Consider the following 26,656-nt stretch of genomic DNA (forward strand, 5'->3'; position numbering starts at 1 on the left):
CATTTTCGCCCATTCGCTTGAATCTACCTGTACAAAATACAGTTAGACGCGCCATTCCGTTTGCACGGCACCAGCAGGCGGTGAAAATAGACGGATTTTCCAGTTAGACGTGCCGCTCCGCTTGCAACGATGCCTGCAGACGGTAAAATAGACGGATTTTCAAGGTAGAAATACCCCAAAATGTATGTATGAAAGTAAACAGCAGTACCTGCTGAACTCATCCCTTGTCCTATATACTTAGCCCCATAAATTAATTATTGTCTGGAGGCATTGGATCATAATGAAACTTCATATTACTTATGATCATCCCATTGCTATCAATGCTTTCGAATGGACTCCCGCCACTTATCGGCAGCCGCCTCATGTGCATGCAAGTCTGGAGATCGGCCTTTGTTTAACAGGCAAAGGCTGTTTTTTCTTCGGGAATAAACAATATGCGGCTAATCCCGGCGACTTATTCCTGGTCAATAGTGAGGAACGGCATATTGCCCAATCTGCCCCCGACGACCCGAGCCGCTATCTTTTTATAAACTTTGATCCCGCGCTGCTTCTGGCGGAGGATCCTGGTCTGCTGCTGCCATTCTCCTATCGCTCCACACATTTTTGCAATCATATTATTGGCGGCTCGCCCCTCGCCAAACAGCTTACTCCTTGGGTGCTGACTATAGCGGAAGAACTGCGGGAGAAGTCCCCGGGTTATTTGGTAATGGCCAAAAGCGCTCTCATTCAGCTGTGCGGCCGTCTTCTGCGACATTACAACGGTTTGCTAACGGATGATGAGAGGCATAATATGGTACAGTCCGTTCGCCAGGTGCAGTCGCTGGCCGCTTTGGTCGAGCAGCGTTACACCGGGCCGGTCAGCTTAGCGGAATTGGCTGATGAACTTGGTTTAAGCGTCTCGCGCGTGAGCCGCGCGTTTCTGGAAACGACCGGTTACCGTTTCTCGGAGTATGTTTCCTTGCTGCGTATCCAGGCGGCCAAGCGGGAATTGGCGGGAACGGACAAAGCTGTTGCTGATATTGCATTCGAATGCGGCTTTCAAAGCTTGCCGACCTTTTACCGCGTTTTTAAAGAGACTGTCGGCATGTCTCCGATCCGTTATCGGCAATCTATGGGGGTTACGGAATGAGCAAAAAATGAGAATTACGCTTTCCTAATTTGAGAAGCCATTGCCGGCATGGCTGGTTATAATCAAGGCATATGTTGATTTCACGTATTTCAGGAGGGCAGCCGTTATGACGAAATGGTTTGGACTGAGGGAATTGGTTCGGGAAGAAATAAGACAGCGCGGAGAAGAAGGCTGTAATGTAGAAGGGATGGCCGAACGTCTGGAAGCGGCCGGCACAGACGAAGTAAAGCTAATGGAAGTATACCGGGCTTTAATGGCTCTTGAGCCACGTGCGGATTTCAAGTATATCGAGCCGTCGGAATTGGAAGCCATTCGCGCCGAACGTCCGGACGGACCGAGAATACTGTCCGGAAACTGGGATGAACTTAAATGGCAGGATAAATTTCATGGTGCTTGGCTCGGCCGTTCGGCCGGTTGTGCGCTCGGAAAACCTCTGGAGTCTCTTCCCTTCATGCAAGGCTCCGGCGGCAGACCCGGCTGGCACAATATTAAATTGTGGTTCGAAGGCGCAGGGCAATGGCCGATTCGCCATTATACACCGGGCGAATCAACTGCAGAGGCCGAGTACGGTATCGAGATAGCCCGATGGTGCAGCTTGGCCAGCTGCCGGGAAAACATTCGCTTTATGGAAACGGACGATGATATTCGTTATACCGTTCTTGGCCTGCTCATGCTTGAGGAACGCGGGCTTGATTTCAACTCCTGGGACGTGGGTAAGCTGTGGCATCGCCAGTTATCATTCGGGCAGGTATTCACGGCTGAAGCGCAGTCCTATCTTAATTTCGCTCGTGTCACTTCACATATTAGCGGCGCCCAGCCGGATGACTGGGAGAAACATATCCATTGGGTACGTTCTTATTTGAATCCCTACCGCGAATGGATCGGCGCCCAGATCCGTGTGGACGGCTATGCATACGGTGCTGCCGGCCAGCCCCAGCTTGCAGCCAAGCTTGCTTGGCGGGACGCTTCCTTCTCCCATGTGAAGAATGGTATTTACGGCGCCATGTTCTGCTCGGCTATGATTGCCGCCGCATTCGTTGAAAGTGATATGAAGCGAATTGTCGAGATCGGATTGAGTGAAATACCGAAACGCAGCCGTCTTGCAGAAGATATCGCCATAGCGGTCAAAATTGCTGAGGAAACGGAAGACACATTAGAATTGGTGAGTAAAATATGGGAGACATTTAAGCACTATCACCATGTTCATACCAATAATAATGCTGCATTATGCGCGGCTGCTCTCATTCATTCCGGAGGCGATTTCGAGAAAGGCATTACGACAGCCGTACTTGGCGGCTGGGACACCGATTGCAACGGCGCCACCGTCGGTTCCATTCTTGGCGCATCGCTTGGAGCGGCGGCGCTTCCCGAGAAGTGGATCTCGCCGCTAAACGATACCTTGTATGCCGATGTCAGCGGCTTCCACCCCATTGCCATCTCCGAATGCGCTCAAAGAAGCTATCATGTCTTCCGAAAATTGCAGCATTAAAATTATTTAGGATGATCGGTAAAAAAAGCTCCTAACGGAGCCTCTTCGAAGAAGATTAACCCGGTATTAGAGGAAGCTTTTTATGCCAATAGGAATCTATATTTTCATCGTATTAACACTGTAAAGAACTTAAAGATTCCTATGTGGTAACAAAAAGAACGCCTTACGGCGTCCTTTAAATGAGGGGATAGGTTTCTGTTATTACCTGGGCCGGCATCGATCGATGCCGGCCTTCCACTTTTACCGTACATCCGTAAATCAAAAAAATCTCCGCAATGAATCATGCGAAAGATTTTTTTGCCTAGCTCTTGACTGTTCCCTTCACTTCTCACATCTCCAGCGTGAGCATTTCTCTGCTCAGCTCCTCCAGCTTTTTCTTAATCTCCATAATCTCACTGTAGTTGCCGCGCTCCAACGCTTCCTGCAGGTTGGCCAGCTCATAATCCAATTCCATTCGCAAAACCGGTATCCGCTCTTCTATACGTGTCGACTTGAGTGCTTCCGTCATTTCTTCTAAAGTAACCATAGGATCCCTCTGAAAAATTATTTTATGGTCCACCCCGGAAATCTCAACCATCCGAATTATTTCACCGAACATGATGCTTTCTATCAATATCTGTCTTTCCTTAAACCTCTTGACCACCGCATGCCCTCTTGTGTCGCCTATCATTTTTTCCATCAATTCCGAAAGCTTCTCATCTTTAAAAGAGTAGCTTCCCACCATCTTGAAACGTTCCCCGATCCGCTCAAATTTCAATTTGACGAGTTTCCTGCCTGTGCGGACGGAGATGATGAACTGGGTATCGTTTTCATTCCAGTATAATGAGAACCCTTCCTGAATCAACGCCTTGATGAAGTTCCGGATTTGACGGCGATCAAACCGCAATTCTAAGTTGCAATACTCCACTTCGTGCCCATTGCTCACGGCCGATCCCTCCCCCATCGCACTTACTTGACAGAATGTTCAGACAACTTATCCTTTTACAATATCTTATTACCATTATTATGTTTTAGCAACTTGGTTTAATGATTAAATCTTGCTGCGGGGAGAAATTTGGTTGAATGTCCAAGATTGCATGTCGGGGCTGAGACTTCGGGATTGATCTCGTCCTTCTGTTTATAGCTTAGACAAAAAATCTTCAATAGAAACCTATTTATGACGAGAAAACTCTCAAAAGAATAATTTAACGGATCCACGGCGGCATTTCGAGCTTGGTGTTCCCCTTCGCGATAGCTCGAACGCTTTAAGGACGGGGGCTCCCGGAATGGATTCGGAACCTGCTTCACTCTCAAGGAGAATTAGTTTAGACGGGACAGCATCTTCGAAAGGGCTTCCATGAGAGGCTTTTCCTATCTCCGGTTAATCGAGGAATAGGTAGCTTGCAGGTAATAAGGATGGCCGGAAGAGGCTGATCCATCATCGCAGGTTTAGATATGCTATAGTTAATGTAAACTAACGAATAAATCAGTTCAAGCACACTGGAGGAATCACCAATGACTTTTCAAGGATTTAGCCAACAAGATTTCAAAGCACTGACTATAGACGGTCTGGAGCCCAGAATGGAAGCCATTATCGGAATGATTCGGCCGAAATTAACGGAGCTTGGCGAGCTGCTGGCCCCATCGCTGTCCGCTCTATGCGGGGAACCGATGTTTCCCCATGTGGCCAAGCATGCCCGGCGGACCGTTAACCCCCCGAATGACACCTGGGTTGCTTGGGCGAATAACAGAAGAGGCTATAAAGCTCATCCCCACTTCCAACTGGGCTTGTGGTCGACTCACCTGTTCCTGCAGTTCGCTATCATTTATGAAAGCACGAACAAGGCGGTTTTTGCCGATAAGCTGCTGGATAACCTGGCGGAAGTGAAGCAGGCCATCCCCGATCACTTCTATTGGTCCGACGACCATACCCGGCCGGAGACCGTGCCCCATCGGGACATGAATGAAGAAGACTGGATTCAGTGGATGGATAAGCTCAAGAAGGTAAAGAAAGCGGAAGTGCTGTGCGGACTGCGAATTGAAAGGAATGACCCGCTGCTCAAGAACGGCAAGAAGCTGATCGGGTTAGCGGAGCAAACTTTTGAAACCTTGGTCCCGTTATACCGTATTGCTTTCTAGCAGGGAAAACCCGAAACCGGGCATTTGGATAGGCAGCACCTGACGCAGCTTAAGCTCCTGAAGGAGTATTGCGGAGATGGGAGGCCGCTTCTCGGGATTTCCGGCATGTATGCGAAGGCCTAATGAACCGTTTAGTAACAAAAAGTTACAAACTTTTAAAGTTATTTAATCTGTTTTTAAATTTAAATTAATGTTTTTGGGTTATTTTATACATATAGGGAGAGAAGGACCGGCTTACCATCAGGAAAGGAAGGTGAACGTTATGAGGTCAAAAACGATCGTAACGACGGCACTCGTGCTATCGCTCGTCTTCAGCGGAAATATAGCCTACGGATTGGCTAAAGATTCCGGCAAGTCCGGAGCGTTGGAAAGAAGCTGGACCAAGGAAAAGAATGACCGGATCAAACAGCTGCGCGACCGTCGTCACCGCTCTAACCAAGACGGGAAAGACGGAAAATCGGCGCTGCCCATTCTTAAGGAGACTGCCTCACTGCTCGGAATAACCAAGGAGGACCTCGTCAAAGAATTAAAGCAAGGCAAAAGCTTGTCAGACGTTGCCCAATCCCGCGGAATAAGCGAAAGCGACCTGATCGGTAAGCTGCTTGCCCTCCGAAACCAGAAAATCAATGATGCGGTAATCGCCGGCAAATTGACTGCGGAGAAGGCTGAGAAGATCAAAGCTTACATGAACGATCATATCACCTACATGGTCAAGCAGAAAGGAATCAAGGCTCTGCACAAAGACCGGTGGAAATCGATGAGACATGACACCCTGAACCATTTCAACCCCGGAAAAGTCGCTGCCATTATCGGCATTACCGAGGAAGCGCTATCTTCCCAGCTTAAGGAAGGGAAGACTCTGGTTGAAATTGCAGAGGCCAATGGGATAAGCAAAGAACTGCTGATCGCCAAGCTGAAGGAAGAGGCCAAGGACTTGCCGGCTCCTGCCCATTAGAAGCCGGGAGCACGCGGACAAGCCATTGGTAACGGCCGGTCGATTCATATCAACTTAGCCGGCTTAGATTAAAATTCAATCAGGTAGAAAAAAGGTGGTTGGCGAAGTTTCCTTCCCAACCACCTTTTTTTATTCTGTGGAGGATTCTTGAGTCCCTTTCCCTTATTGGAGGGTGGCTTCGTTCTCCGACCTGCTGTAACGCTTATCCAGACGGACAAACTGGGCTACCAGCGTCAAGGCAGCCACACAAAGTGCCGCTCCAACGATAAACGGCAGAGAAGCCTCCAAGCCATACAAGGCCATAGCGATCAGCGGACCGGCAATCCGGCCGAGGCTGTCCATCGATGAATTCAGACCGGTGGCCACTCCCTGCCCCACATTCGTTTTCTGGGTTATCAGGGAGATAACACACGGACGAATCAGTGCATTCCCTGCGCCAAATACGGAAAGATAGATGGCCGCTGTCACGACGTTAGTCGAATAAAGAATAAGCACGAAGCCAATGGCGGACACCAGCAGTCCGATCCGGATCGCCGTCTTCTCCATTCCCGGCTTGATATACCTGCGCACTACGCCGCCTTGAATTAATGCACCGACCAATCCGCTGACAAAGAACATCCAGCCGGCCTCGTAAGAGCCGATGCCAATCTTCATCATTTGAAACAGCTGGAAGGTCGTCTCCAAACCGGCGAGTGTAAACGTGACAAAGAAAGACAGAATATACAAATATTTAAGCGGCCCATGGAAGGCCGTCCATCTCGAAGTTCGCGGCTGCTCCGACCTCTGCTTGCGGACGGCTTGCGGCAGCGATTCCGTTAGAAAACGGAAAGCGAACACAAAGGTTAACAAAGAAAGTAATGACGAGGCCAGGAAGGGAATATGCGTGCCCCATAAACTTAATATTCCTCCCAAGGCGGGGCCAAACAGAAATCCGAGCCCGATGGACATCCCGACGAGCCCCATACCCTTCGTCCGATTCTCCTCGCTGGTAATGTCCGCGACATAGGCTACCGCACATGAGGTAACGGCCCCGGAGAAAGCACCCCCTATAATTCGGGACGCATACATGAGCCACAGGTTATCACCGGCAATACCGAACAGAAAGAAGCTCAGGCTGAAGCCGATCAGCCCGGTTAGCAGGACAGGCCTGCGGCCGATTCGGTCGGAGACGCCGCCCCACCAAGGCGACATGACGAAGGAGACGGCAGAGTACAGCGAAAGAAGCAGAGCTAGATGGATGCCCTCTCCTTCGCCGCCCCCGATGATGACCGGCAGCACAGGTATAATAATGCCGAAGCCTATGAACACGGTCATCAACAGCAGCATGATGATGATCATTTGTTTCTTCATAATTGGGTTCCTCCTCTTGCACGAACGTGATCTGGCCTGATCATCCAATAGTTGTTGCGGGGAAAGGCCATAATAATTAGCGAGCATGCGGCAATGGCCTTCTTCATTATTCGTCCATCGTCCGATCAAGAAATTTCTCTTGCATCCTTTTGCTATTTTGATATACTCATTTTGTTTACCACTTTAGGGGAGCTTAGTGAACCCGTTACGGAATCAGGTCAAAACGGGCATTACGGACAGGCCCCTTGGTTGAAATTCATACGGAAGGGAAGAAGGTTACAATGGATCATCGTCGAACCCCGTTGTTCTCCGCTCTTGTTCAGCATGCGGAACGCAATCCGATCCAATTTCATATACCCGGACATAAAAAAGGCATCGGGATGGACCCCGATTTCAGACAGTTTATAGGAGACAACGCTCTCTCCATCGATCTGATTAACATCGCCCCACTGGACGACCTGCATCAGCCGATGGGCGTCATTGAGGAAGCGCAGAAACTGGCTGCCAATGCATTCCATGCTGATTATACCTTTTTTTCCGTACAGGGTACAAGCGGAGCGATCATGACCATGATTATGTCGGTCTGTTCCGAAGGGGATAAAATTATCGTTCCCCGCAATGTTCACAAATCGGTCATGTCTGCGATTATCTTCTGCGGCGCGAAACCGGTGTTCCTGTCACCGGCCCGCGATGAAAATCTGGGAATTGATCACGGAATTACGACCCGTTCGGTCAGAAGGGCTCTCGAGATCCATCCGGATGCGAAAGCCGTCTTGATCATAAACCCGACTTATTTCGGCGTATGCGCCAACCTGAAAGAGATCGTAGAGCTCGTACACAGCTACCGCATTCCCGTTCTGGTGGATGAAGCCCATGGGGCCTTGATTCATTTCCACGAGAAGCTGCCTGTATCGGCCATGGAAGCCGGAGCCGATATGGCCGCAACGAGCGTTCACAAGCTTGGCGGTTCGCTTACCCAAAGCTCCATACTGAATGTCAATGTAAAAGAAGGGCTCGTTAGTCCTAAACGCGTCCAGACCATCTTCAGTATGCTGACAACGACCTCCACCTCCTATATCCTGCTCGCCTCCCTGGATGTCTCCAGGCGGAATTTGGCCCTGAACGGCAGAGAAATTGCCGAGACGACGATCCGCCTCGCCAACGAAGCGCGGAAGCGGATCAACCAAATTCCGGACCTGTATTGCTTCGGAGAGGAAATTCTGGGGACAGAAGCTACCTATGACTTCGACCCCACGAAGCTGACGGTTCATGTCCGCCATCTGGGCATCACCGGCTATGATGCCGAGAACTGGCTGCGCGAGCACTACAACCTCGAGGTCGAGCTGAGCGACATGTACAACATTCTATGCCTGGTCACTCCCGGGGATACGGAGGAATCGATCCAGGTTCTGGTGCAGGCGCTCACTGCTCTCGCGGATCAGCATCGCAATGTGAATGAAGTCCGGGAGCTGGTTGTGCAGATTCCGGAAATCCCGCAGCTGTCCCTTTCGCCGCGCGATGCTTTCTACGGGGATACGGAAATCATCCCGTTTAAGGAATCCGCCGGACGAATTATTGCGGAGTTTATTTATGTTTATCCTCCCGGCATTCCGATTCTGCTGCCCGGCGAGGTAATCTCCCAGGAGAATATCGATTACATTATGGATCACGTTCAGGTCGGCCTGCCGGTCAAAGGTCCGGAAGACCGCAATGTCGAGTTTGTCAAGGTTATTGTTGAGACGGAAGCCATTTTCTAGAGACCCTGTTCAGGGTAGTAACCATAGGCTTGTACAACATGGATTATTGGATTGCATAAAAAAAGCTCCTAACGGAGCCTCTTCGAAGACGAATAACCCGGTATTAGAGGAAGCTTTTTATGCCAATTAGAAAGTTTGTTCCATTTTAATGCTTTAACGAACTTAAACTTTCTAATGTGGTTAACGAAGGCCGGGATATATCCCGGTCTTTCTTCTATTTTGTAAAGCCGCTTGCCTTCCGTCGAAGACCGGGAAGGCTGCCGAGCACGGAGTTATTCCGTCTGCAAGAACCTGATCCGCCAGGGAGTTATTGTCAATCGGTAAGCGGAATGCTATCATGGGGGAGAGATTACATTAGGCAGGTGTTTATATATGGCTCAAAGCGCTTTCATTAAGCTGGTTGAAGGGTCGAGCATCTCCTCTTTAACCTTGGAAGAGTTGAAGGATGCCCTGCTGAGCTACAAAGAACAACTGGCACAGACCGGCAGGCAGCTAGGTTGGGACTATGCCCGGGCAGCGTTTCCATACACGATTGAAACCCGAGCCGAGGGTGAGAACCGATGGTTCTACCTGAAAGGAATCGACAGCTTATACCGTTATATTGTCCTTGGTCTGGGCAGCGAATCCCGCGAGGATCAGAGCATTCCGTATGTGCAGGCGGTTCTTCCCGATGATTCCACCCACGGGGACAAGTGCAAAGCCAATGAGCTCTGCAAGCACCTGGGTCGCAAGTGGAAGGCGGAGCTGCACCTGTTTAATGGGAGAGTCATGTATTACAACCCCCGCAAGTGATTTCGTCCGCTCATTCGGATAACGAAATAAGGGCTGCAGCGGCATGATTGCCGGGCAGCCCTCTTTCACTGTCGAGACTATCCATTAAGCCTGTCCATCTGCTTCTTCCATGGCCAGTTCATTATATATCGTGACGACACGATTCCACTCTTCATCGTCCTCTATACTTACCAGATAGGCGTCGTCATTCTCTTCCTCAATCCGAAAGATGACCCCGTCGGAATCCGGCGCATTCCGGTCCAACAAAACTGCGTAAGCCTGATTGTCAGCCTCGAAGGTGTATACCATCACCATCTCATGCTCTACGCCATCTGTATCGGTTACTAAAAATATATCTTCATCATGTTCGTGGTTATGGTCATGTCCGCAACCACAATCCTGGTTGTTATGATCGGTCAATGACATCGCCTCATTTCGTTATAAAGTAAATTGCTTCTTTGTATCGTATCACTATTGACTGATTAAGGTCAAACATTCTTCCCTATTCGGAAACGATCGTTTTTTTGGAAACGACCGTGTACTCCCCATTGACCAGCAGAGAGAAGTTTACGGTATAATTTCCGGCTTGCGTGAAGCTAACTTTAAACGGCCAGGTGTACCAGAAGCTCTCACTGGATTCCTCAAGCGGAACCTCCACGGCATCCGTCGCCAATTCTCCGTTCGGAGCTTCAATTGTGATTTTGAAACCGCTGGGCTTCATCTTCAGCGTATCGACCTGGGTAGATACGACGAAGTTTCGGGTTTCGCCATGGGCCACCTTGCCGAAAGGCTTCTTGATCGTGTAATCCTTATCCACATCCAGCGAAACGAACATATGGATGTTCGGTTTATAGATTTTGGCCGTCTGCGTCTTGTTGTCCCATGATACGGTAGCTTGCAGGGATTCAGCCAGCAGTCTCAGCGGAAGGACTGTTCTTCCATTGATAATAAATGCGGGCACATCATCTTGAGGAACGTTAATCTGGTTGTCATTTATAAATACCCTTGCTTTACTGTAGCCTTCATAGCTTCCCCACAAGGATTCACCAAAGGCGGTTACCGTCCCGAGTGTAAAGATAAGTGTGGTCAGAATGACGATCCGTTTGGATTTGGTTTTCATGCAGCGGGAACCCTCCATCTTGCTAGTATTGCTTGTTTATACTCACATCGGGGCGCAAAAGTTGCGATGGCCGCGCGAAATATTTCCAGTCCGGCGGAACAGGAACGCCCACTTGCCTTACTAATCCGATCATTGGCTTTCTAATAATTATGTATCCTCTTCAGGCCGATCCTTGCTCACGGGTCCTTATTTGCGCTTCATGCCGATCCGGGTGAGCATAAATCGCCACTGATTTCAGCACAAGCCGTCAAAAAATCGGATAACCCTGGCGGTATACTCTTCCGGGCTTTCCCGGTATCCGCCTACGTGTTTGCCTCTAGCCGGCTTCCACATTGCAAACCTGTCCGGATATTTCTCCAGCATCGCTTCGCTTTCCGTATACGGGATTTTATCGTCATCCTCGCAATGAATGAACAAGATCGGCCGGGGATAGATCCGCTCGGTAGCCGCAAGCACATCGACCGAATCCGGGTTTAATCCGGTCAACCTCGGCAGCAGGGCGAGAATGAGTCTGGTGAAAGGAAAATCCGGCAGATCCGACCAGGTGGGAAGGTTCTTTTTTAAATACCTCGTTAAATGATTGAACGGGCTGTCCGCCACCACCCCTGCAATGGAATCGTCTTCGGCGGCGGCCATCAGCGCGGTGCTCGCCCCCATGGAGAAGCCGATCAGCCCGATCGGACCCGGATGATGCTCCTTGACCCATTCGACGGCGCCCAGCAAATCTTCCTTCTCCAATTGTCCGACTGAAGTCAGGTTTCCTTCGGATTCGCCGGAATTACGAAAATCAAACAAAAGCACCTGAAAACCGGCTTCGACAAGAGACCTGACCAGCGGTAGGGCCGGTACATCATCCTGCAGACGGTTCATAGAGTAGCCGTGAGCGAAGACGATAGTCATTTTAGGTACCGAAGTACTGGCGGGCAGAAACCATCCCTTTAATTGAACATCCTTTAGTTTGCTGAGAAAGCGGACGTCCTCATACTTCAATTGATAATTGGCAGGGGAATCGTTCAGCGGTCTTCTCTCGGGGTGTGTAAGATTCCAGCCTACATACCCGGCGATTCCCGCGCAAATAAGCACAGCCAGAACTGGCAGCGCAAGCCATATAATGAGCATCATCTTTGTCCTCCGATATAAGCTTCGTATTACGCGTATTACGCAACTGGTCCGGTCCATGGTTGCGGGATGCCGGTCAAGCCGTCGGTACATGCAGCCAAGCCCGCCTTTCGGACCCTATTGCCCCGAGCGAGCAGCAACGATCCTTTGAATTATATCATGTTCCCGGTTCATTTTAGAGGCCTTTTTCCGAAGCTTGCTTTGGAAAAAGGCCTGTGCTTTCATTCTGACGATCGCAAGAGATTAAGTGGCTTAGAGCAACCCTTTACGGTCAAGAATGACCAGCAGCCTGTAAAAATCGTAGGAGCCGTTCAATGGCGTATCGATCAATCCCGATTGGACTGCTTTGTCCACGCTGGCCCGAGCCCATTCCGGAATCGCGTCCATCTGGAAATAGTCTTCAAGCTGCTTGAGTCTCTGTTCAAGCTGTTTCGTTTCCATTTCCAACGCCGCAATCCGGTCCGTTAGATTTGCCATAGGGTCTGTCCCTCCTTCGCTTGGAGTTAACGCGGAATATAGCCGTTTCCAGGGAAACTGGGGTCCCGGGCAATTAGGCTTGTTAACCGGATTAATTTGAAAATGTCCGATAACATGCTCCGAATCCAAAGGAAAATCCTTACCCCATTTGTCCAAAATATACTGTTGTATATAACGGTGCAGCCAAACGGATGCTTGAAATTGCGCCTCGGTTAAAGCACCGTCCATCCCTTCATGTTCTATGGAAACGGTATATAAATTCGGATTCACTTTCATCTGGCGCACAATCGGCGCAGTCGCCCAAGACATCTGATCGGATGATAGGCCGTTGGCCCAGGCCATCCGTTCTATGGCGACATATTGATGAATCGTCCCGGTCTTGGAGACGCCGAAATGAGCGGAAGAAACCCGGTTGCCCGGATCCGTAAACCAATAATCCATGCTGGCCATCGTGCCGGCCGAGATATGATTGACAATGACAAACGGAACATACCCTTGCCTGCTGCTGGAATTGGTATGTTCATTGCCGACCCACCGTATATCCATGGAAAGCCATCACCTCCCGTAAGCCAGCAGTACTGGTTGGCCTCCTTGCTATCAGAATATTCGAGAGAAGACTTTCCTGTCTGTGCTATTAAGTAGTTTTACCCGGGAAGGATCAGGGATTACGGGTACGCAGGAACGTTTTTTTGCCCAATCTTCCCTTATTAAACTCTGTATCCCGAATCCATTGTGAGATACAATAGAGTTCGAATCCAAAAATTTACTACTGTACTGGTCTTCAACAAACGGCCGAAGGAGGAAAAGCAATATATGGAATTACAATTAAGGATGCTTGGCACAGGCGGTGCCTTCTCCACCCGTTATGCCAACAACAACGCATTAATGACGATCGGAGACTTCACTTTACTGGTGGACTGCGGGGCAACCGCCATCCGTTCGCTTCACGAGATGAAAGTCCCGCTTACGTCCATTGACGGGGTTTTCATCACTCATCAGCATGCGGACCATATAGGAGGACTGGAAGAGTTTGCTTTCCAAATGCTTTACGTCTATCGACAGAAGCCAAAGCTGTTCGTTCCCTCCACCCTTCGCAACGTGCTGTGGGAGAATTCATTGAAGGGCGGAATGATTAATCCGGAGGCCGGATTGAATTCGCTGGACGATTATTTCGAGGTTATCGAAATAGCCGAAGGATCGGCCGCAAAGCTGTCGGAAGACTTCCGGCTGGAAATATTGCCTTCCGAGCACGTTCGCTACAAGTCAAGTTATTCGCTGCTGGTCAACGACCGGTTGTACTACAGTGCGGATACCCGCTTTAACCGGGCACGGCTTGAGGAGCTGCATGATCGGGGAGTGCGCTACTTTTTACATGAATGCAAGCTTTACGGCGCACCCGGTGTCCATACTACATTGGAAGAGCTGCTCACCTTGCCGGAAGAGCTGCAGGAGAAGATCCAATTAATGCATTATAGCGATGACATGGAAAACTACATAGGCCGCACGGGGCCCATGACCTTCCTTCACCAGCATGAGCTTTACCGCTATCCCCTGGACTAAGCGCGCCTTATTACACAGAGCCTGATTGCAAAAGCAAAAGGGTGTTCTTACGCTGCTGAAGCGTAGAACACCCTTGTGCCCGTTAGAAGCCGGGCAAATTATCCAGATTGTTGCTCGGGTCGCCATCGGCATCTCCGCGAATGTACAAATCTCCATCCCGTCCTTTGAAGACGTTGGCCCCTTGGATTCGTCCCATCTGAACCTCCTGCAGAGCCTGCTCGTACGACAATACCCGGCCGGAGGACGTCATAAATTCTCTTAAATCCCCATCACCATTTTTACGAACGGCGATGAAGGCCTCTCTTTGCCCTGCTCCCCCGTTTACCTGCGATCCGGACGGGAATGAACCCCCTCCCTGAAGGGACGGCATGCCGGAGGACTGCGTCAAGCCGTTAGGAACCGCACCGGAAGGGTTAGCCCCTCCTCCATAAGTGGACATAGCCCCTTCCGGGTTTGACATGACATTGGCCGGCGATATTCCGCCCGTCTGCATGCCTGCGCCTTGTAGAAGCTGCTGTCTCAATACCTCCAGCTGCTGCTGCATCTGCGTAACCTGCCTAAGCATCGAGTCGGAATCCGGCTGCTGGCGGTTTTCCATTCCGTAAGCGGCTTGTCCTGTAGAAATCGTTGTGCCGTTCTGTTCACCCTGCTGCATGAAATCATCCCTTTCCTTATGATTCCATTAGTTTGTTCCTTCCGCCGTCCTATTATCCCGCTCAACGAACTTTGACCAAGCTACAGCCGCTTCCTCATCCGCACATGCCATATGCCCGCTTCCAGGAAAGGCTCCTTCGAAACCGTAACGTAGCCATGCTTGACATAGAAAGCTTCCGTGTGACACTGCCCGTCCAGCACGGCATATTGCGCTCCCGCTTCCCTGGCCGAATTCTCCAGAGCATTAAGCAGCCGGCTTCCCAAGCCTGTTCCCCGGTACCGGGATAATATCGCCAGCCTCTGAAGCTTTGCAGTATCTGCTTCTTCCCCATAGAAGATCCATCTCCCCGTACCGGCGGGATTGCTGCCGTCCAAGGCGAGCCAATGCGAGCAAGCCCCGGGGGATCGGTCATATTCATCTATCTCCAAGTCCTCCGGAACCTTCTGCTCTATAACGAACACTTCTTTCCGCACGGAGAGACACTGATCCAGCTCCTCCTGCGTTTGTACCTCCACTATTTTCACGATGTTCCCTCCATTCCTAATTTTTTCTAATGGAAACCTTTGCGCGCCCTACCTTCTTGAACGGGATTTTGATAAAATGAACTCAGGGAGAGAGAGAAAAGGATAAAGGAGCTCGGCCTATGAACATAGCTTTCTTTTTACTGCCCAAGCATGAAGTCATTCATTTAACATTGCATACTACTCTGCGTCAAACCATTGAGAAGATGGAGTACCACCGCTACACCGCCGTCCCGATTCTGAAGGATGACGGAACATATGTCGGAAGTGTCACGGAAGGCGATCTGCTTTGGTTTTTCAAAAATAACAGGGAAGTCAACTTTGACAATGCACACAGGCATACCCTAGCCGAAGTCCCGTTAAAGATGCAGAACAAATCCGTCCGGATTGACTCCAATATGCAGGACCTAATCCGCCTAGTCAAAGTTCAGAACTTCGTTCCGGTTGTGGATGATACGGATAAATTTATTGGAATTGTACGCAGAAGCGATATTATTGAATTTTGCTCCGAACAGATTTTTAAGGAAGTCAACTCCCGATGAGCTTACTCCGGCCGGAGGAGGTTCGCCCCGAGTCCATTTGTAGCCGTTAGCGATACCGGCCCTGTATTGCGGCAAAATAAAACAACCCAAATTCCCCGTTGGATACGCCTCGTCCAGCGGGGAATTTATCATTTATAGCGATGACCGTCCGTACTACGCCGAAGCCTCTTTAGGCCGCCGGCTTCGCCAAATCTGCCGCAAACAACGCAGCCCCATAACTCCCGCCTGAGCGGTCCCAATCATTAAGAAGGGGAGCATTCCGTATAAATATCGGTCCACCGGAATAAACAACGCATGCACGCCGTAAAAAATAAGCAGACTTACCGCCAAGTAAGCGAACGAGCGGTGAAACCGGCTAAAGACAAGCAGAGCCGGCCACCCAATATAAACGATACCATAATGGAGCTTTCTAAGCAGCCAAAAATAAGCCTCCGGAACAAATTTTTGATAAGGCCCCACCCACATCGTTTTGTAAAATACTTTGAATTTGCCGACGGTGAACCAACGGATCCAGAGCCAGGGATCTTCCTTCAAGCCTTGCCGGATGCGCTCCAGTCCTTCCTGGAACTGACGGCTCTCGTCGACCTTCGTCCATTCGATGGTACCTCTGAAATACGGATCCGTACCGCCCAGAAACGGATTTCCCGCTTCCCCCTTTGCAATGGGGATAAATTCGTGGAAGGTGATGGCGTTGCGTATCCACCAGGGAAGCATGACGAGTGCGAAAGCCCCGGCTCCCCTCAGGATTTGCGGCAAAAATAACTGACGGTGATTGATCCAGAGGAACACGTAGGGCACAACGGCAAGCGGCAAAACATTGGGCCGAATCAGCACACAGGCCCCCAGCAGCAGCCCCATAATCAGATGGTCGCGCGGACGGTTCTCCTGAATGATCTTGACCTGCATGAACAGAAAAGCGGTGAATACGGTCAGAAAAGGAACCTCCGTCAGGATCAGCGACGTAGACCATATGTAGGACGGGTAGACCGCGGCGATCGCAGCGGCTATTAACCCGGTCAGCGGATGGAACAAGCGGGTTCCGAGCTTATAGATAAAAAATATGGCCACAACAGAAATAAAGCAGTTGAGAGTACGAATGATCATCAGTGTCGGCTCCAACGGATCATAGCCGAACAGGCCGTACAGCACATAGAGCATAGCCGGCCATCCGGGGGTTACCAATGTATTCGGAGCCGTATCCCGATAGGCGTAAATCCCTCTTTCCAGCCATTGGACTGCCAATTTCGTATATTCCAGCTGGTCCCATTCCAGAGGCTCGTACGTTTCGTTCCAGACGTAGAACAGTCTAAGAGCGAGCGCGAGCAGCATGATGAGTGCCAGCGTCCAAGTGTAGATTCGCTGCAAGTTCAAGTTCACCCCATTCTACCGACCGCTATGATTTGGAGAGCAGGAACGCCCCCCCTATGATCAAAAATATCCCCAGCCATTGATAGAGGGACATCGATTCCTTCAGGAAAATAACCCCTCCCAAGGCGCCCAATACATAAGCCATCGATTGAAGCGGGTAAATTCGGCTCAGGTCATAGCGGCTTAAAGCATAGAACCAGATCAAAGTGGCCCCCGCAAATAAGAGACAACCGAGAATCATGGCCGGCTGAAGCATAATCGTGACCAGGCCGTCCCAAGATTTAACCGGATACCGGTTAAGGGTGATTTTCCACAGCAATTGCCCTGTAACCAGCATCAGAACATTAACCAATACGATGAGAAGAGCGGTCATACGAAGCCTCCTCCCCTTCCTTCTGTGCTTTCAACAGGGCCACCTCCTGAATCATTCTCGTCATTTGACGCTGAAGCTTGGAGATCACGATGGTCAAATGCATGATTAGCAGCAACGAGAAAATAAGCCCGATAAAAAATAGAAGGGAGGGCGCATAATAAATATGCAAGAGCCGCGAAGCCGCGTTAAGCCATTCGGGGAAGAAGCTGGATACCAGCATAATGAGAGCGAGGATAAGCCAGAGCAGAGAGTATCTCTCGGCTATTTTTTGCCGTCGAATCAACTCCAGCGTAATGAACAGAAATAACAGACTGAACAGGACCGATAACAGAAAAATGTTCATGGAATTCAGCTCACATTTCTTATACGTGTCATCAGCACAGCAAGAGATACCTTCAGCATGTAATACAGTGATCTGAGAGGGGTAATCGAAGATTTGCCCGAGGTGCGTTCATTCATTAATACGGACGCTTCCCGCACCCGGAAACCTTTCCTTTCGAGAAGCACAACGGCCTCCACTTCGGGATAATCGTCCGGATAATATTCGGCAAACAGCTCAATGACCCGTCTGTTGACGGCCCGGAAGCCGGATGTGGGGTCTGTGATCGTTTTGCCGGTTACTCCGCGAATGAGCCATGCGAAAAAACGAATCCCTGTCCGGCGGGACCAGGAGGAGCGATAAGCCGTTTTCTGGAGAAATCGGGAACCGACGCAGCAGTCCGCCTCCCCCGATTCGATGACTTTCACAATTTTATCGACATCCGCCGGATTATGCTGGCCGTCGGCATCAATCTGGACCGCCACCTCATATCCATGACGATAAGCGAACAGGTACCCGGTCTGAACCGCCCCGCCGATGCCTACGTTGACCGGAAGATCAATGACGTGAGCCAATCCGGTAGAACGGGCCAGTGCCCCGGTTTGGTCTTTGGACCCGTCGTTAACAACGACAATATCTGCGGCCGGATGATTTTGTTTAACGGAGGCAAGCACCTGGACAATGCTTTTTTCTTCGTTATAGGCAGGGATAATAATAAGTGTTTTCATGATAGCACCCCTAATAAAATCCCCCACAAAGTGACGTGTGATCTTCGAAGCTTATTCCTGGTACTTTGCGGGGAGCCCTGTAAATACCCCACAAAGTGACGTGGGACCTTCGAAGCGTATTCCGTCCGCACTCCAACGGAGTCGGCGTCTAGACCTTCTTCTAAACGCGGTCGCTCTTCTTGCTTTGCTTCGATAAAGGTTTGCACAGTACATTGCGGGGAGCCCTGTAAATACCCCACAAAGTGACGTGGGACCTTCGAAGCGTATTCCTGGTACTTTGCGGGGAGCCCCGGAAATTAAAATTCTGTTATGCTTATTTTTGCCAAAGGACCCACCTTGAAAACATTATGCCCCTATTTCCGATCCGCTAAACAAAGGAAACCGGTCCAGCCGGATGCCGATAGCTTCTTACGCTCTATATCCATAAAGCGAAATCGTTACAGCCAAGCTGCATTCTAGCGGACGCTTTCCTCGATGCAGCCTGAGGCCAGTCCGGTTTCTAGCAAATACCGGATAATCTGGTCCTTCTCTCCCGGCGTAAATTGAAACTCGCTATCGCAGCCCTCATCCAGTACTATGATCTGAACAATCATGCGGTCGGAATTACAGATGACCAGCCCGCTCGGATCGGACAGACCTTCGGGCAATACCGTGCCTTCTTCCCATTCCAGCTTTAAGTAAATATCTATCCATGGAGGCCGCTCCTCCACGGTAGGAGTAAAACCGGTGAAGCGAATTTCCTGCCAGACGGATGCTCCATATGGAATCATAGTTATTTTCTCTCCCTTTATAGTTTTCCTTATCTTAAGGTAACCTTGCTCTCGAAATCAATAATGAGCTAAGCCGATGGGGACAACACGGCAATAGAAAAGAGGCCTATCGCGAAGGATACGCCTCTCATCCGTTTAAACCGGGATATCATGAGTTCATAAGCTGTTTTGCATATTCGGACAGATCAATTGATTTACCGTTATTTAACCGGGATTCCTCTGCGGCGAACGCCATCAGGTGGCTGCGTACGGATGCGGAAGCCGAAGTAAGGCTTTCTCCCCCGCTGCCGTAGCTTCTCACCTCCTGCAGGAAGCTGCGGACGATGCCGGAATCTCCTCCGCCATGTCCGGTTATCTGCGGAGGGATCGTAATCTGTGTTTCCTCATGGGTAACAAAGTCGGAAACCGTAATCTTATCCTGAAAACCGCGCAGTTCTCCCTTCGTCCCCATTATTTGAATAATCCGTTCCTGATGACGGGTAAATCCGCACATGCTGAACATCGCGGTAGCCCCATTCGCAAATTCCATGTTAACTACCTGGTGATCGACCACGTTATTGTCGCTTTTATAGACGCAGCGGCCATAGGGAGTTTCCTTCAAGCCCCGAACGATATTCTCGCGGGTCAGCTCCTCGGTGAAATGGCGGGCCCAAGCCTTGCCTTCTCCTAAATAGAAACGCGGAGCCGAATACGGGCATGTCGATTCCACCGCACATCCGTTAATACAATAATCCGTTGATCCTTCGGGAGCGTTGCCGGAGTGAAAATGCATCAAGGAGCCGAATGAGCTCACCCGGACGCACGGCTGATCCATCAGCCAGGACAGAACGTCCATATCATGGCAGGATTTGGCCAGAATCATGGGGCTGGACTTCTCCGAATGATTCCAGTTGCCCCTGACGAAGCTGTGGGCAATATGCCAGTAACCTACATTCTCGTTAAGCTGTATTGAAACCACCTGGCCGATTCTTCCTTCCTGCAGAAGGCGTTTAATCGTCGACCAGAAAGGAGTGTATCGTAAAACGTGACAAATGGTCAGAAGCCGGTCGTTGTCGGCGGCCGCCCTCTCCATTTCAAGGCATTCGCGCGGATCGGGAGACATCGGCTTTTCGAGCAGCACATGGTATTTCGCCGCCAACGCCTTAAGCGTAGGATGATAGTGCATCCGGTCCTGGGTACAGATGAATGCGGTGTCCGCAAGCTTCGGCTGCTTAAGCAAATCTTCCCAGGTTTCATAGCAGCGGTCCTCCGGAATTCCGTGTTCTTCCGCAAACTTGGCCCTTCTGACCGGATTCGCCTCCGCTACCGCTACGAATTTGAGCTCATGAGGAAAATCGAGAGCATAGGGAGCATATCCCTGAGCACCTCTCGCGCCGGCTCCAATCAATACTGCAGTGATCAGTTTCATAATCAGTTCTCTCCCTGTAATCAGTCTACTTGGGGAACGATTAAAGCGCTTTCGTTCTGGTTCACATTTGCTATAACCATTACAACATTAACTATAGCATAGTTTCATTCATTTGTTGTTTGTTGTCCGTCGGATAAATCAATTCTCAATTTCCGCGAACGGAGTAATTTCCGTCTCGGCCAAGGGATATGCATTATGCTTTGCCGCGGCAAAAGCGCTGTGTTAAAGTCAAATTAGAGTCCGTTATTTTAGATGGAGGTGCTTCTTGTGATGGAATCTAAACCGCTCACCGTGGGCAACGTATTTCTAAAGGAATCGATCCAGGCTTTCAAGAGTATGAAAACCAACGGAGATAAAGCAATCGCCCAGCTTACCGACGATGAATTGCATTGGCTGCCCGACCCTGAATCCAACAATGTATGCATCATCGTCAAGCATATGTATGGAAATATGCTTTCCCGGTTTACCGATTTTCTGACTGCAGACGGCGAGAAGCCGGACCGGAACCGGGACGAGGAATTCATCGCCCGCCAGGAAGACAAGGAACAGCTCACAAGCATGTGGGAGCAAGGCTGGGCAGCGGTCTTCCGTGCCCTGGAAGAGCTGACGGAAGATGATTTGCTCAAGACCGTTTATATCCGCAATGAACCGCATACGGTCATCCAGGCAATCCAGCGTCAAGTTTCCCATTACGGCTATCATATCGGACAAATCGTTTTTCTCGCTAAAATGATCAAATCCTCCGAATGGCAAACGTTGTCGATTCCAAAAGGAGGCTCGCGGCAATTCAACGAGCAGATGATGAAGCGGGAGTAGTTTCCTTGCTACCGCTTCTGGGCCCTTCCAGCACCTCTTCTGCCGGTAAGCGGGGCTTCTGGTATCTCGGAACAACTTAAAGCCCGCCTCTTACCTTAAAACGACTATACCAACCAGATCAAGGAGAATGAATGATGAATGCTAAACCAGTTAAACAGTCCCGTACAGTCCTGTCCAGTTATGTGCTTCCGCCGGATACCAACAACCATCATACCTTGTTCGGCGGCAAGCTGATGGCTTACATTGACGACGTAGCAGCCCGGGCCGCCATGCGCCACTCCAGACGTCCGGTCGTCACCGCTTCAACAGATTCGATTGATTTTCTTCAGCCAATCCGGGTAGACAACGAAGTATCGCTGGAAGCCTTCGTAACCTGGGCCGGACGGACATCGATGGAGGTCTTTGTCAAAGTGCTTACGGAGGACCTACACACCGGGGAAAGAATGGTCTGTGCCACTTCATTTTTAACGTATGTCGCTCTGGGAGACGATGGCCGGCCGACGGAGGTTCCCAAGGCCATCCCGGAGACCCCGCAGGAGAAGCTGCTGCATGACTCCGCTCCCGCCCGCGCGGAAGCGCGCAGCAAGCGCCGGATCGAAAGCAAGCAGCTGGCCGAAACATTCGGCATTTCATTTCCTTGGGAGTAGCTTTTTCTTCCTTTCCAGTGGACTATTTTCATTAGGACAACATATTCTTGTAGTAAATGTCTGCTGGGAAAGGGGTTCTGACCATGAGACCGCTAGGGAATCTCCCGGCTATGCGGAATGCTTCTGATGGAGGCTTCCGGAGACCGTTATGCGCTGGGGGTGATCCGGATGCTTCTTAATCCGTTCGATTCATCCCTGGACACGATTTCCTTTTTCCTGGAAGCCAACCGGGGGAAACTGCTTGCACTCTCCGTCATTCTCACCTTTTTCTTCTATTTATGGTATTCATCCAACAAGAACCGTAACGTTCGCAAGATGAGAGCTACTTTTGAACGTACCGGTTTGTTTGTCAAAATCGATCGAGGCAAGCGAACCGTCAAGCTGTTTCCTGCCCTGATCCGCTTCAGCGAGAAAATCGATGATGAGTACTATGTCTTTGAATACGAATTGAGGCCGGGAATGGCCCTGCACCAGTTCGAAGACAAGAAGAAATTTTTCGAGGCAGCTTTCAATGCCAAGGCGATCGTTAACGGCAAAGGAGGCTGGCTGGAAATTAAAATCCACAAAACACCTTATACCGGCATTTCCTCGAGCCAGCGCACTATATAACTCCTCTTCTCTTCAGAATGGTCAATAATCGGTAGAAATCGTAGCTGCCATTCAAGGGCGTATCGATTAATCGGGACTGAACGGCTCTCTCCACGGCCTCCTTAGCCCATTCGGGAATTTCCGTCATGGCCAGCGCTTGCCGTAACGTTTGCAGCCGGGCTTGGAGCGCTTGCTTCCGTTGCTCCAATTGTTGAAGCCGCTCCTGCCATTCCTTCCGCAGCTGTACGGCCTCTTCGTCATAGCGGCCCAAACCGTAAGAGGCCATCAGCATCTTCAGCTTTACGGCATAATTCGGATCGGTCGCATATCCCGACATATACAGCATATCCGCCTGCTCCTCGGGATTTTCGGCTTCCCTGACGCGCCGATATCTGTCCTTCTCGAAGAGGAGATCCTGATCCCTATATCCGTCCTCTATGCTGTCATAAGCCCGAAAATCGGCAGGAACGCGATCCTGTCTGGTCCCGTCGTAGACCTCCCAGGTAAGCTTCCTTACCGATTTTCCCTGCCAATAAGGGGTTATGGCCCCTCCCCCCACCTTGTATCCGACCAAATTATTCCACGGATTTATCGTGCCTCCGGTTTCCAATATCGATTGGGCAATCCGGACGGACGGAAAAATCGGCGAGCCCTCGGCCCGCAATTGCACGGCTATAGGAGCGATTCGCTTAATAAATTGTTCTCTCGTCACCCTCTCATCCCCCCTTGATTCGCAAATAACTTTCCTATTACTTGCTTATTCAACTTCCCAGGGGGCCGTTCCGTATAGATCACGGAGGACGTTAGCCGCTTTTCCAGAGCATTTCTTGCAGTATAAGTATCATTCCCGGGCCGCCGCCGTTAAATCAGGCCGAAATCCCGACCGGCCTTCTGCAGCCGGTCAAGGGCAAACTGCAGATCCTCCATCGTATGCAAGGCGGTTACGATAAAACGCACCCGTCCTTTATCCATCGGGACCGTCGGATAAACGATCCCTTGAGCGAAAATTCCTTCCTGCAGCATTCGATCCGAAAACTGCATCGTTCGTTTCGGGTCGCCGATGATCACCGGAATGATCGGTGTCTCGCTGCTTCCGGTGTCGAAGCCCATTTGCTTCAGACTCATTCGGAAATAAGTCGCGTTCGCCCATAGTCGTTCGATCAAATCTTCGCTCCGCTGCAGGATACGGATCGCGGCGAGGCAGGCTGCCGCAACCGAAGGCGGCTGGGATGTGCTGAACAGGAACGGCCTGGCCTTGTGAATCAGGTAATCCTTAAGCACCTGCTCCCCGGCCATGTAGCCTCCGACGGCACCAACCGCTTTGGACAGCGTTCCGACTTGAATGTGCACTCGGCCGTGCAGCGAAAAATGATCCGTGGAGCCTTTGCCGTTCCTGCCTAATACCCCGCTGGCATGAGCATCGTCTACATATACGATCGCCCCATACTTCTCCGCCAGCCCAACAATGCCGGGAAGCGGAGCAATATCCCCATCCATGCTGAATACCCCGTCGGTCACGACGACCTTACGGCGGTAGGACCCTGACGTCTGCAAAATAGCTTCCAGTTGATTCAAATCCTTATGTGCATAAATACTCCGCTTTGCCTTGGTCAACCGGATGCCGTCGATGATGCTGGCATGATTTAATTCATCACTGATGACCAGATCCTGATCGCTCAGAATCGAGCCCAATATTCCCAGGTTGGCGGTGAAGCCCGATTGGAACACCAAGGTCGCGGGTGTCCCCTTGAACTTGGCCAATTCCTCCTCCAGTTGATCATGAATATCGAGAGTACCTGTAATCGTCCGGACCGAACCGCTGCCTGCTCCATAGCGTTCCAGCGCCTGTCTGGCCGCCTCCTTCATCTCGGGATGGCCGGTCAGCCCCAAATAATTGTTGGACGACATCTGCAGGATTTTCCGGCCGTTCAGCGTCATCCACGTTCCCGGCGCACTATCCCAAACCGTCAGCGGCCTGTATCTTCCTTCCTCCTTAATCTTCGTCAGCTCTTGCTCGAAGCTGGAATACATCCTCTTCCCCTCCCAGGATTTCGTATTCATATAATTCCATTAGCAAAAACAGCCGGCTCTTACCCCTCATGGAGAAATACAACCTTCCCGCATTGTCCGGAACGGACCAGCTCGAACGCTTCCTCGTATTGCTCCAGCTTGAACGTATGCGTCACCAACGGCTGAAGATCGATTCTTCCGCTGTCCAGCAGACCCTTCATCTGGTACCAGGTATCATACATTCGTCTTCCGGTGATACCTTCCACCCGCAGCCCTTTAAAAATGATGCTTTGGGCTAAATTGATAGGCACCTCCTTGGTCGGAATTCCGAGAAGCGAGACCCGGCCGGCATTGGCGACGGCGGACAGAGCCTCCCGAATCGCTCCCGGATGGCCTGACATCTCCAGAAGCACCTCCACTCCTTCCCCATCCGTCAAACTGCGTATCGGATCGGCAAAATCGGGGTTTTCCAGACTGTTAAGCACGATATCCGCTCCCATTTGCTTGGCCAGCTTTAATCTGTATCCGTTTACATCTACCGCAAAGATGGTTCCGGCTCCGCATGCCTTGGCTACGGCTATCGCCATTAATCCGATGGGGCCTGCTCCGACTATGGCCACACTTTTTCCAACGATGCTCCCGGCCAGTACGGTATGAACCGCATTGCCCAACGGATCCTGCAGACATGCTGTCTTAAGCGGCAGGTCCGGGTGATTATGAATGACATGGCTGGCGGGAACGACCGTATATTCGGCAAAGCACCCGGGAACGGTAATCCCGAAGCTTCTTGTTCGCGTACATACGTGCGCGTTTCCCGTCCGGCAAGCCCGGCATACTCCACAAACGAAATGGCCTTCCGAGGTCACATAGTCACCGGGCTTAACGTTCGTTACCTCGCTTCCGACTTGTTCAACCACCCCCGCATATTCATGACCGAACACGTTAGGAACCGCCACGGTATTCCTCGCCCATTCATCCCAGTTGTAAATATGGAGATCGGTCCCGCATATCGAACTGGCCTGCACCCTAATTAGCACTTCATCGCGTCCGCAGACGGGTACCGGAACTTTGGCAAGAGAAGCTCCCGGGCCTGGTCTATCCTTCACTAAAGCCTCCATCTGTTTCACAGAACATCCCTCCTCCCTCTTTGGAAAATGGAATAATAAGGACATTGACCTTGTTTGTTATATTATACAAATATGTGTTATATTGAACAACTCTTTTTTTACTTTTATTTTTAGATTATGCACAGAGAGGTATTAATCCCTTGGCGATTTGCCTTCGAGAGTGGAAAACTTAACGGCTTGCTTGCTTTTTTTCTATTTTTTTGCGAATGGATTGTGTATAATGGGGGCGATTCGTATATTCGGGCTGAGGAGGATTTGCGAAGCGGAGCTTCCGCCGGAAGCCTGAAATTGAAGCAATAGCTATAGAAAGATGCGGCATAGGAGAGGCTGAACAGCTTATGGAACAAATTCATATTAAAGTTGGAAGAAATTTGCATCGAATTCGTAAAGCCCGGGGCTTGAGCCTGGACAAGGTGGCGGAAGTCACCGGCGTCAGTAAAGCTATGCTGGCACAAATAGAACGGGGCGATACTAATCCGACGATTTCCATTCTCTGGAAAATCGCGACCGGGCTCAAAATTTCATTCACTACCCTGGTGGAAGAAGAATCGCCCGAAATTTCAGTCGTCCGCACGGAAGCTCTCGAACCTTTTCTTTCTGAAGAGGGAGCTTATCGGACTTACCCGTTATTCCCATTCAATTCCGCCAAACAATTTGAAGTATATTCCGTGGAAATTGACCCCGGGTGTGTACATCCATCGGAGCCCCACAATGAAGGGGTGGAGGAATGGATTCTCGTGTTCGAAGGGAACTTGGAAGTCGAAATCGAAAATGAATCCTTCCAAGTCTGCGCCCACAGCGCGATTCATTTTCCCGCCGATCGGCCGCACGTCTACCGGAACCTGGCTCCAACCGTCACACGGTTCCATGTTATTATTCATTACCCGAACTGAACCGGGAGCACGTCTTGAGACTATGTATGCTCAATGGGTCATATAA

At 50.5% G+C, this 26,656-nt stretch carries 29 protein-coding genes; 12 read left to right on the forward strand and 17 right to left on the reverse strand.

The features are described 5' to 3' along the window. Nucleotides 1–280: 280 nt before the first annotated feature. Entirely contained in the window at nt 281–1,129 is an 849-nt protein-coding gene (locus tag FS806_RS18435; RefSeq protein WP_144939566.1) for an AraC family transcriptional regulator, read from the forward strand. Nucleotides 1,130–1,235: 106 nt separating this feature from the next. Beyond that, a complete protein-coding gene (locus tag FS806_RS18440; RefSeq protein ID WP_144939568.1) occupies nt 1,236–2,618 on the forward strand; it encodes an ADP-ribosylglycohydrolase family protein in 1,383 nt (460 codons plus the stop codon). Nucleotides 2,619–2,946: 328 nt separating this feature from the next. Here FS806_RS18440 and FS806_RS18445 read toward each other — a convergent pair whose 3' ends face one another. Next, nucleotides 2,947–3,543, reverse strand: coding sequence for a hypothetical protein (locus tag FS806_RS18445; protein WP_144939570.1), 597 nt, complete (start codon nt 3,541–3,543; stop codon nt 2,947–2,949). Nucleotides 3,544–4,112: 569 nt separating this feature from the next. Between FS806_RS18445 and FS806_RS18450 the strand changes: the two genes are divergently transcribed. Together FS806_RS18450 and FS806_RS18455 are read left to right on the forward strand one after the other, a co-directional pair. Next, nucleotides 4,113–4,736: a YktB family protein gene (locus FS806_RS18450; RefSeq protein WP_144939572.1), complete on the forward strand. Its 624-nt coding sequence runs from the start codon at nt 4,113–4,115 to the stop codon at nt 4,734–4,736. A gap of 262 nt (nt 4,737–4,998) precedes the next feature. Beyond that, a complete protein-coding gene (locus tag FS806_RS18455) occupies nt 4,999–5,691 on the forward strand; it encodes a hypothetical protein (RefSeq protein WP_144939574.1) in 693 nt (230 codons plus the stop codon). 162 nt (nt 5,692–5,853) lie between these two features. Here FS806_RS18455 and FS806_RS18460 read toward each other — a convergent pair whose 3' ends face one another. Further along, a complete protein-coding gene (locus FS806_RS18460) occupies nt 5,854–7,041 on the reverse strand; it encodes an MFS transporter (RefSeq protein ID WP_144939576.1) in 1,188 nt (395 codons plus the stop codon). Between the two features lie 281 nt (nt 7,042–7,322). Between FS806_RS18460 and FS806_RS18465 the strand changes: the two genes are divergently transcribed. After that, nucleotides 7,323–8,798, forward strand: a complete 1,476-nt coding sequence (locus FS806_RS18465; RefSeq protein WP_144939578.1) for an aminotransferase class I/II-fold pyridoxal phosphate-dependent enzyme — start codon at nt 7,323–7,325, stop codon at nt 8,796–8,798. Between the two features lie 372 nt (nt 8,799–9,170). Continuing rightward, entirely contained in the window at nt 9,171–9,590 is a 420-nt protein-coding gene (locus FS806_RS18470; RefSeq protein WP_144939580.1) for a DUF1885 family protein, read from the forward strand. A gap of 84 nt (nt 9,591–9,674) precedes the next feature. Here the strand turns inward: FS806_RS18470 and FS806_RS18475 are convergent, their stop codons facing one another. The 4 genes from FS806_RS18475 to FS806_RS18490 form a co-directional block, all read right to left on the reverse strand. Next, nucleotides 9,675–9,989 carry a DUF1292 domain-containing protein gene (locus FS806_RS18475; protein WP_144939582.1) on the reverse strand — a complete coding sequence of 105 codons (315 nt, stop codon included), beginning with the start codon at nt 9,987–9,989 and terminating at the stop codon, nt 9,675–9,677. A gap of 82 nt (nt 9,990–10,071) precedes the next feature. Beyond that, nucleotides 10,072–10,689: a stalk domain-containing protein gene (locus FS806_RS18480; protein ID WP_186328427.1), complete on the reverse strand. Its 618-nt coding sequence runs from the start codon at nt 10,687–10,689 to the stop codon at nt 10,072–10,074. Between the two features lie 234 nt (nt 10,690–10,923). Further along, entirely contained in the window at nt 10,924–11,811 is an 888-nt protein-coding gene (locus tag FS806_RS18485) for an alpha/beta hydrolase (protein WP_186328428.1), read from the reverse strand. 249 nt (nt 11,812–12,060) lie between these two features. Then, the gene (locus FS806_RS18490; protein WP_225312710.1) at nt 12,061–12,831 is read right to left on the reverse strand and encodes an N-acetylmuramoyl-L-alanine amidase; all 771 of its coding nucleotides are present in this window, start codon (nt 12,829–12,831) and stop codon (nt 12,061–12,063) included. Between the two features lie 267 nt (nt 12,832–13,098). Between FS806_RS18490 and FS806_RS18495 the strand changes: the two genes are divergently transcribed. Continuing rightward, complete coding sequence (locus FS806_RS18495; RefSeq protein ID WP_144939590.1) at nt 13,099–13,845, forward strand: MBL fold metallo-hydrolase; 747 nt, start codon at nt 13,099–13,101, stop codon at nt 13,843–13,845. An 82-nt stretch (nt 13,846–13,927) separates the two neighbouring features. Here FS806_RS18495 and FS806_RS18500 read toward each other — a convergent pair whose 3' ends face one another. After that, nucleotides 13,928–14,215: a DUF3892 domain-containing protein gene (locus FS806_RS18500; protein WP_144939636.1), complete on the reverse strand. Its 288-nt coding sequence runs from the start codon at nt 14,213–14,215 to the stop codon at nt 13,928–13,930. Between the two features lie 365 nt (nt 14,216–14,580). Further along, on the reverse strand, nt 14,581–15,024 hold the full coding sequence (locus FS806_RS18505) for a GNAT family N-acetyltransferase (RefSeq protein WP_144939592.1): 444 nt from the start codon (nt 15,022–15,024) through the stop codon (nt 14,581–14,583). 119 nt (nt 15,025–15,143) lie between these two features. On the opposite strand from FS806_RS18505, the gene FS806_RS18510 reads away from it, so the two are divergent. Then, nucleotides 15,144–15,563 carry a CBS domain-containing protein gene (locus tag FS806_RS18510; protein ID WP_144939594.1) on the forward strand — a complete coding sequence of 140 codons (420 nt, stop codon included), beginning with the start codon at nt 15,144–15,146 and terminating at the stop codon, nt 15,561–15,563. Nucleotides 15,564–15,716: 153 nt separating this feature from the next. Here FS806_RS18510 and FS806_RS18515 read toward each other — a convergent pair whose 3' ends face one another. From FS806_RS18515 to FS806_RS18540, 6 genes are all read right to left on the reverse strand, one after another. Beyond that, on the reverse strand, nt 15,717–16,928 hold the full coding sequence (locus tag FS806_RS18515; protein ID WP_260982161.1) for an ArnT family glycosyltransferase: 1,212 nt from the start codon (nt 16,926–16,928) through the stop codon (nt 15,717–15,719). Nucleotides 16,929–16,956: 28 nt separating this feature from the next. Then, nucleotides 16,957–17,304, reverse strand: a complete 348-nt coding sequence (locus tag FS806_RS18520) for an EamA family transporter (protein WP_144939596.1) — start codon at nt 17,302–17,304, stop codon at nt 16,957–16,959. Continuing rightward, complete coding sequence (locus tag FS806_RS18525; protein WP_144939598.1) at nt 17,276–17,647, reverse strand: DUF2304 domain-containing protein; 372 nt, start codon at nt 17,645–17,647, stop codon at nt 17,276–17,278. Before FS806_RS18525 ends, FS806_RS18520 begins: the two co-directional genes overlap by 29 nt. Nucleotides 17,648–17,652: 5 nt before the next feature. Next, nucleotides 17,653–18,351 carry a glycosyltransferase family 2 protein gene (locus FS806_RS18530; protein ID WP_144939600.1) on the reverse strand — a complete coding sequence of 233 codons (699 nt, stop codon included), beginning with the start codon at nt 18,349–18,351 and terminating at the stop codon, nt 17,653–17,655. A gap of 455 nt (nt 18,352–18,806) precedes the next feature. Further along, the gene (locus FS806_RS18535) at nt 18,807–19,121 is read right to left on the reverse strand and encodes a hypothetical protein (protein ID WP_144939602.1); all 315 of its coding nucleotides are present in this window, start codon (nt 19,119–19,121) and stop codon (nt 18,807–18,809) included. A gap of 148 nt (nt 19,122–19,269) precedes the next feature. Next, nucleotides 19,270–20,529 (reverse strand): Gfo/Idh/MocA family protein, encoded by a 1,260-nt coding sequence (locus tag FS806_RS18540; protein WP_144939604.1) that lies wholly within the window; start codon nt 20,527–20,529, stop codon nt 19,270–19,272. 270 nt (nt 20,530–20,799) lie between these two features. Here FS806_RS18540 and FS806_RS18545 point away from each other — a divergent pair, with 270 nt between their 5' ends. From FS806_RS18545 to FS806_RS18555, 3 genes are all read left to right on the forward strand, one after another. Then, complete coding sequence (locus tag FS806_RS18545) at nt 20,800–21,345, forward strand: DUF1572 family protein (RefSeq protein WP_144939638.1); 546 nt, start codon at nt 20,800–20,802, stop codon at nt 21,343–21,345. 131 nt (nt 21,346–21,476) lie between these two features. Further along, entirely contained in the window at nt 21,477–21,992 is a 516-nt protein-coding gene (locus tag FS806_RS18550) for an acyl-CoA thioesterase (RefSeq protein WP_144939606.1), read from the forward strand. 117 nt (nt 21,993–22,109) lie between these two features. Beyond that, nucleotides 22,110–22,601: a hypothetical protein gene (locus FS806_RS18555; RefSeq protein ID WP_222126713.1), complete on the forward strand. Its 492-nt coding sequence runs from the start codon at nt 22,110–22,112 to the stop codon at nt 22,599–22,601. Here FS806_RS18555 and FS806_RS18560 read toward each other — a convergent pair. The 3 genes from FS806_RS18560 to tdh all read right to left on the reverse strand — a co-directional run bounded on the left by FS806_RS18560 (nt 22,594) and on the right by tdh (nt 25,708). Beyond that, complete coding sequence (locus FS806_RS18560; protein ID WP_144939610.1) at nt 22,594–23,292, reverse strand: glycoside hydrolase family 73 protein; 699 nt, start codon at nt 23,290–23,292, stop codon at nt 22,594–22,596. The two genes, FS806_RS18555 and FS806_RS18560, sit on opposite strands and share 8 nt — an antisense overlap. A 149-nt stretch (nt 23,293–23,441) precedes the next feature. Continuing rightward, a complete protein-coding gene (locus FS806_RS18565; RefSeq protein WP_144939612.1) occupies nt 23,442–24,611 on the reverse strand; it encodes a glycine C-acetyltransferase in 1,170 nt (389 codons plus the stop codon). 59 nt (nt 24,612–24,670) lie between these two features. After that, complete coding sequence (gene tdh / locus FS806_RS18570) at nt 24,671–25,708, reverse strand: L-threonine 3-dehydrogenase (protein WP_144939640.1); 1,038 nt, start codon at nt 25,706–25,708, stop codon at nt 24,671–24,673. 347 nt (nt 25,709–26,055) lie between these two features. Between tdh and FS806_RS18575 the strand changes: the two genes are divergently transcribed. After that, nucleotides 26,056–26,610, forward strand: a complete 555-nt coding sequence (locus FS806_RS18575) for a helix-turn-helix domain-containing protein (protein ID WP_144939613.1) — start codon at nt 26,056–26,058, stop codon at nt 26,608–26,610. Nucleotides 26,611–26,656 lie beyond the last annotated feature (46 nt).

The sequence above is a fragment of the Paenibacillus sp. 32O-W genome, from assembly GCF_007679495.1.
Lineage (GTDB): Bacteria > Bacillota > Bacilli > Paenibacillales > NBRC-103111 > Paenibacillus_L > Paenibacillus_L residui.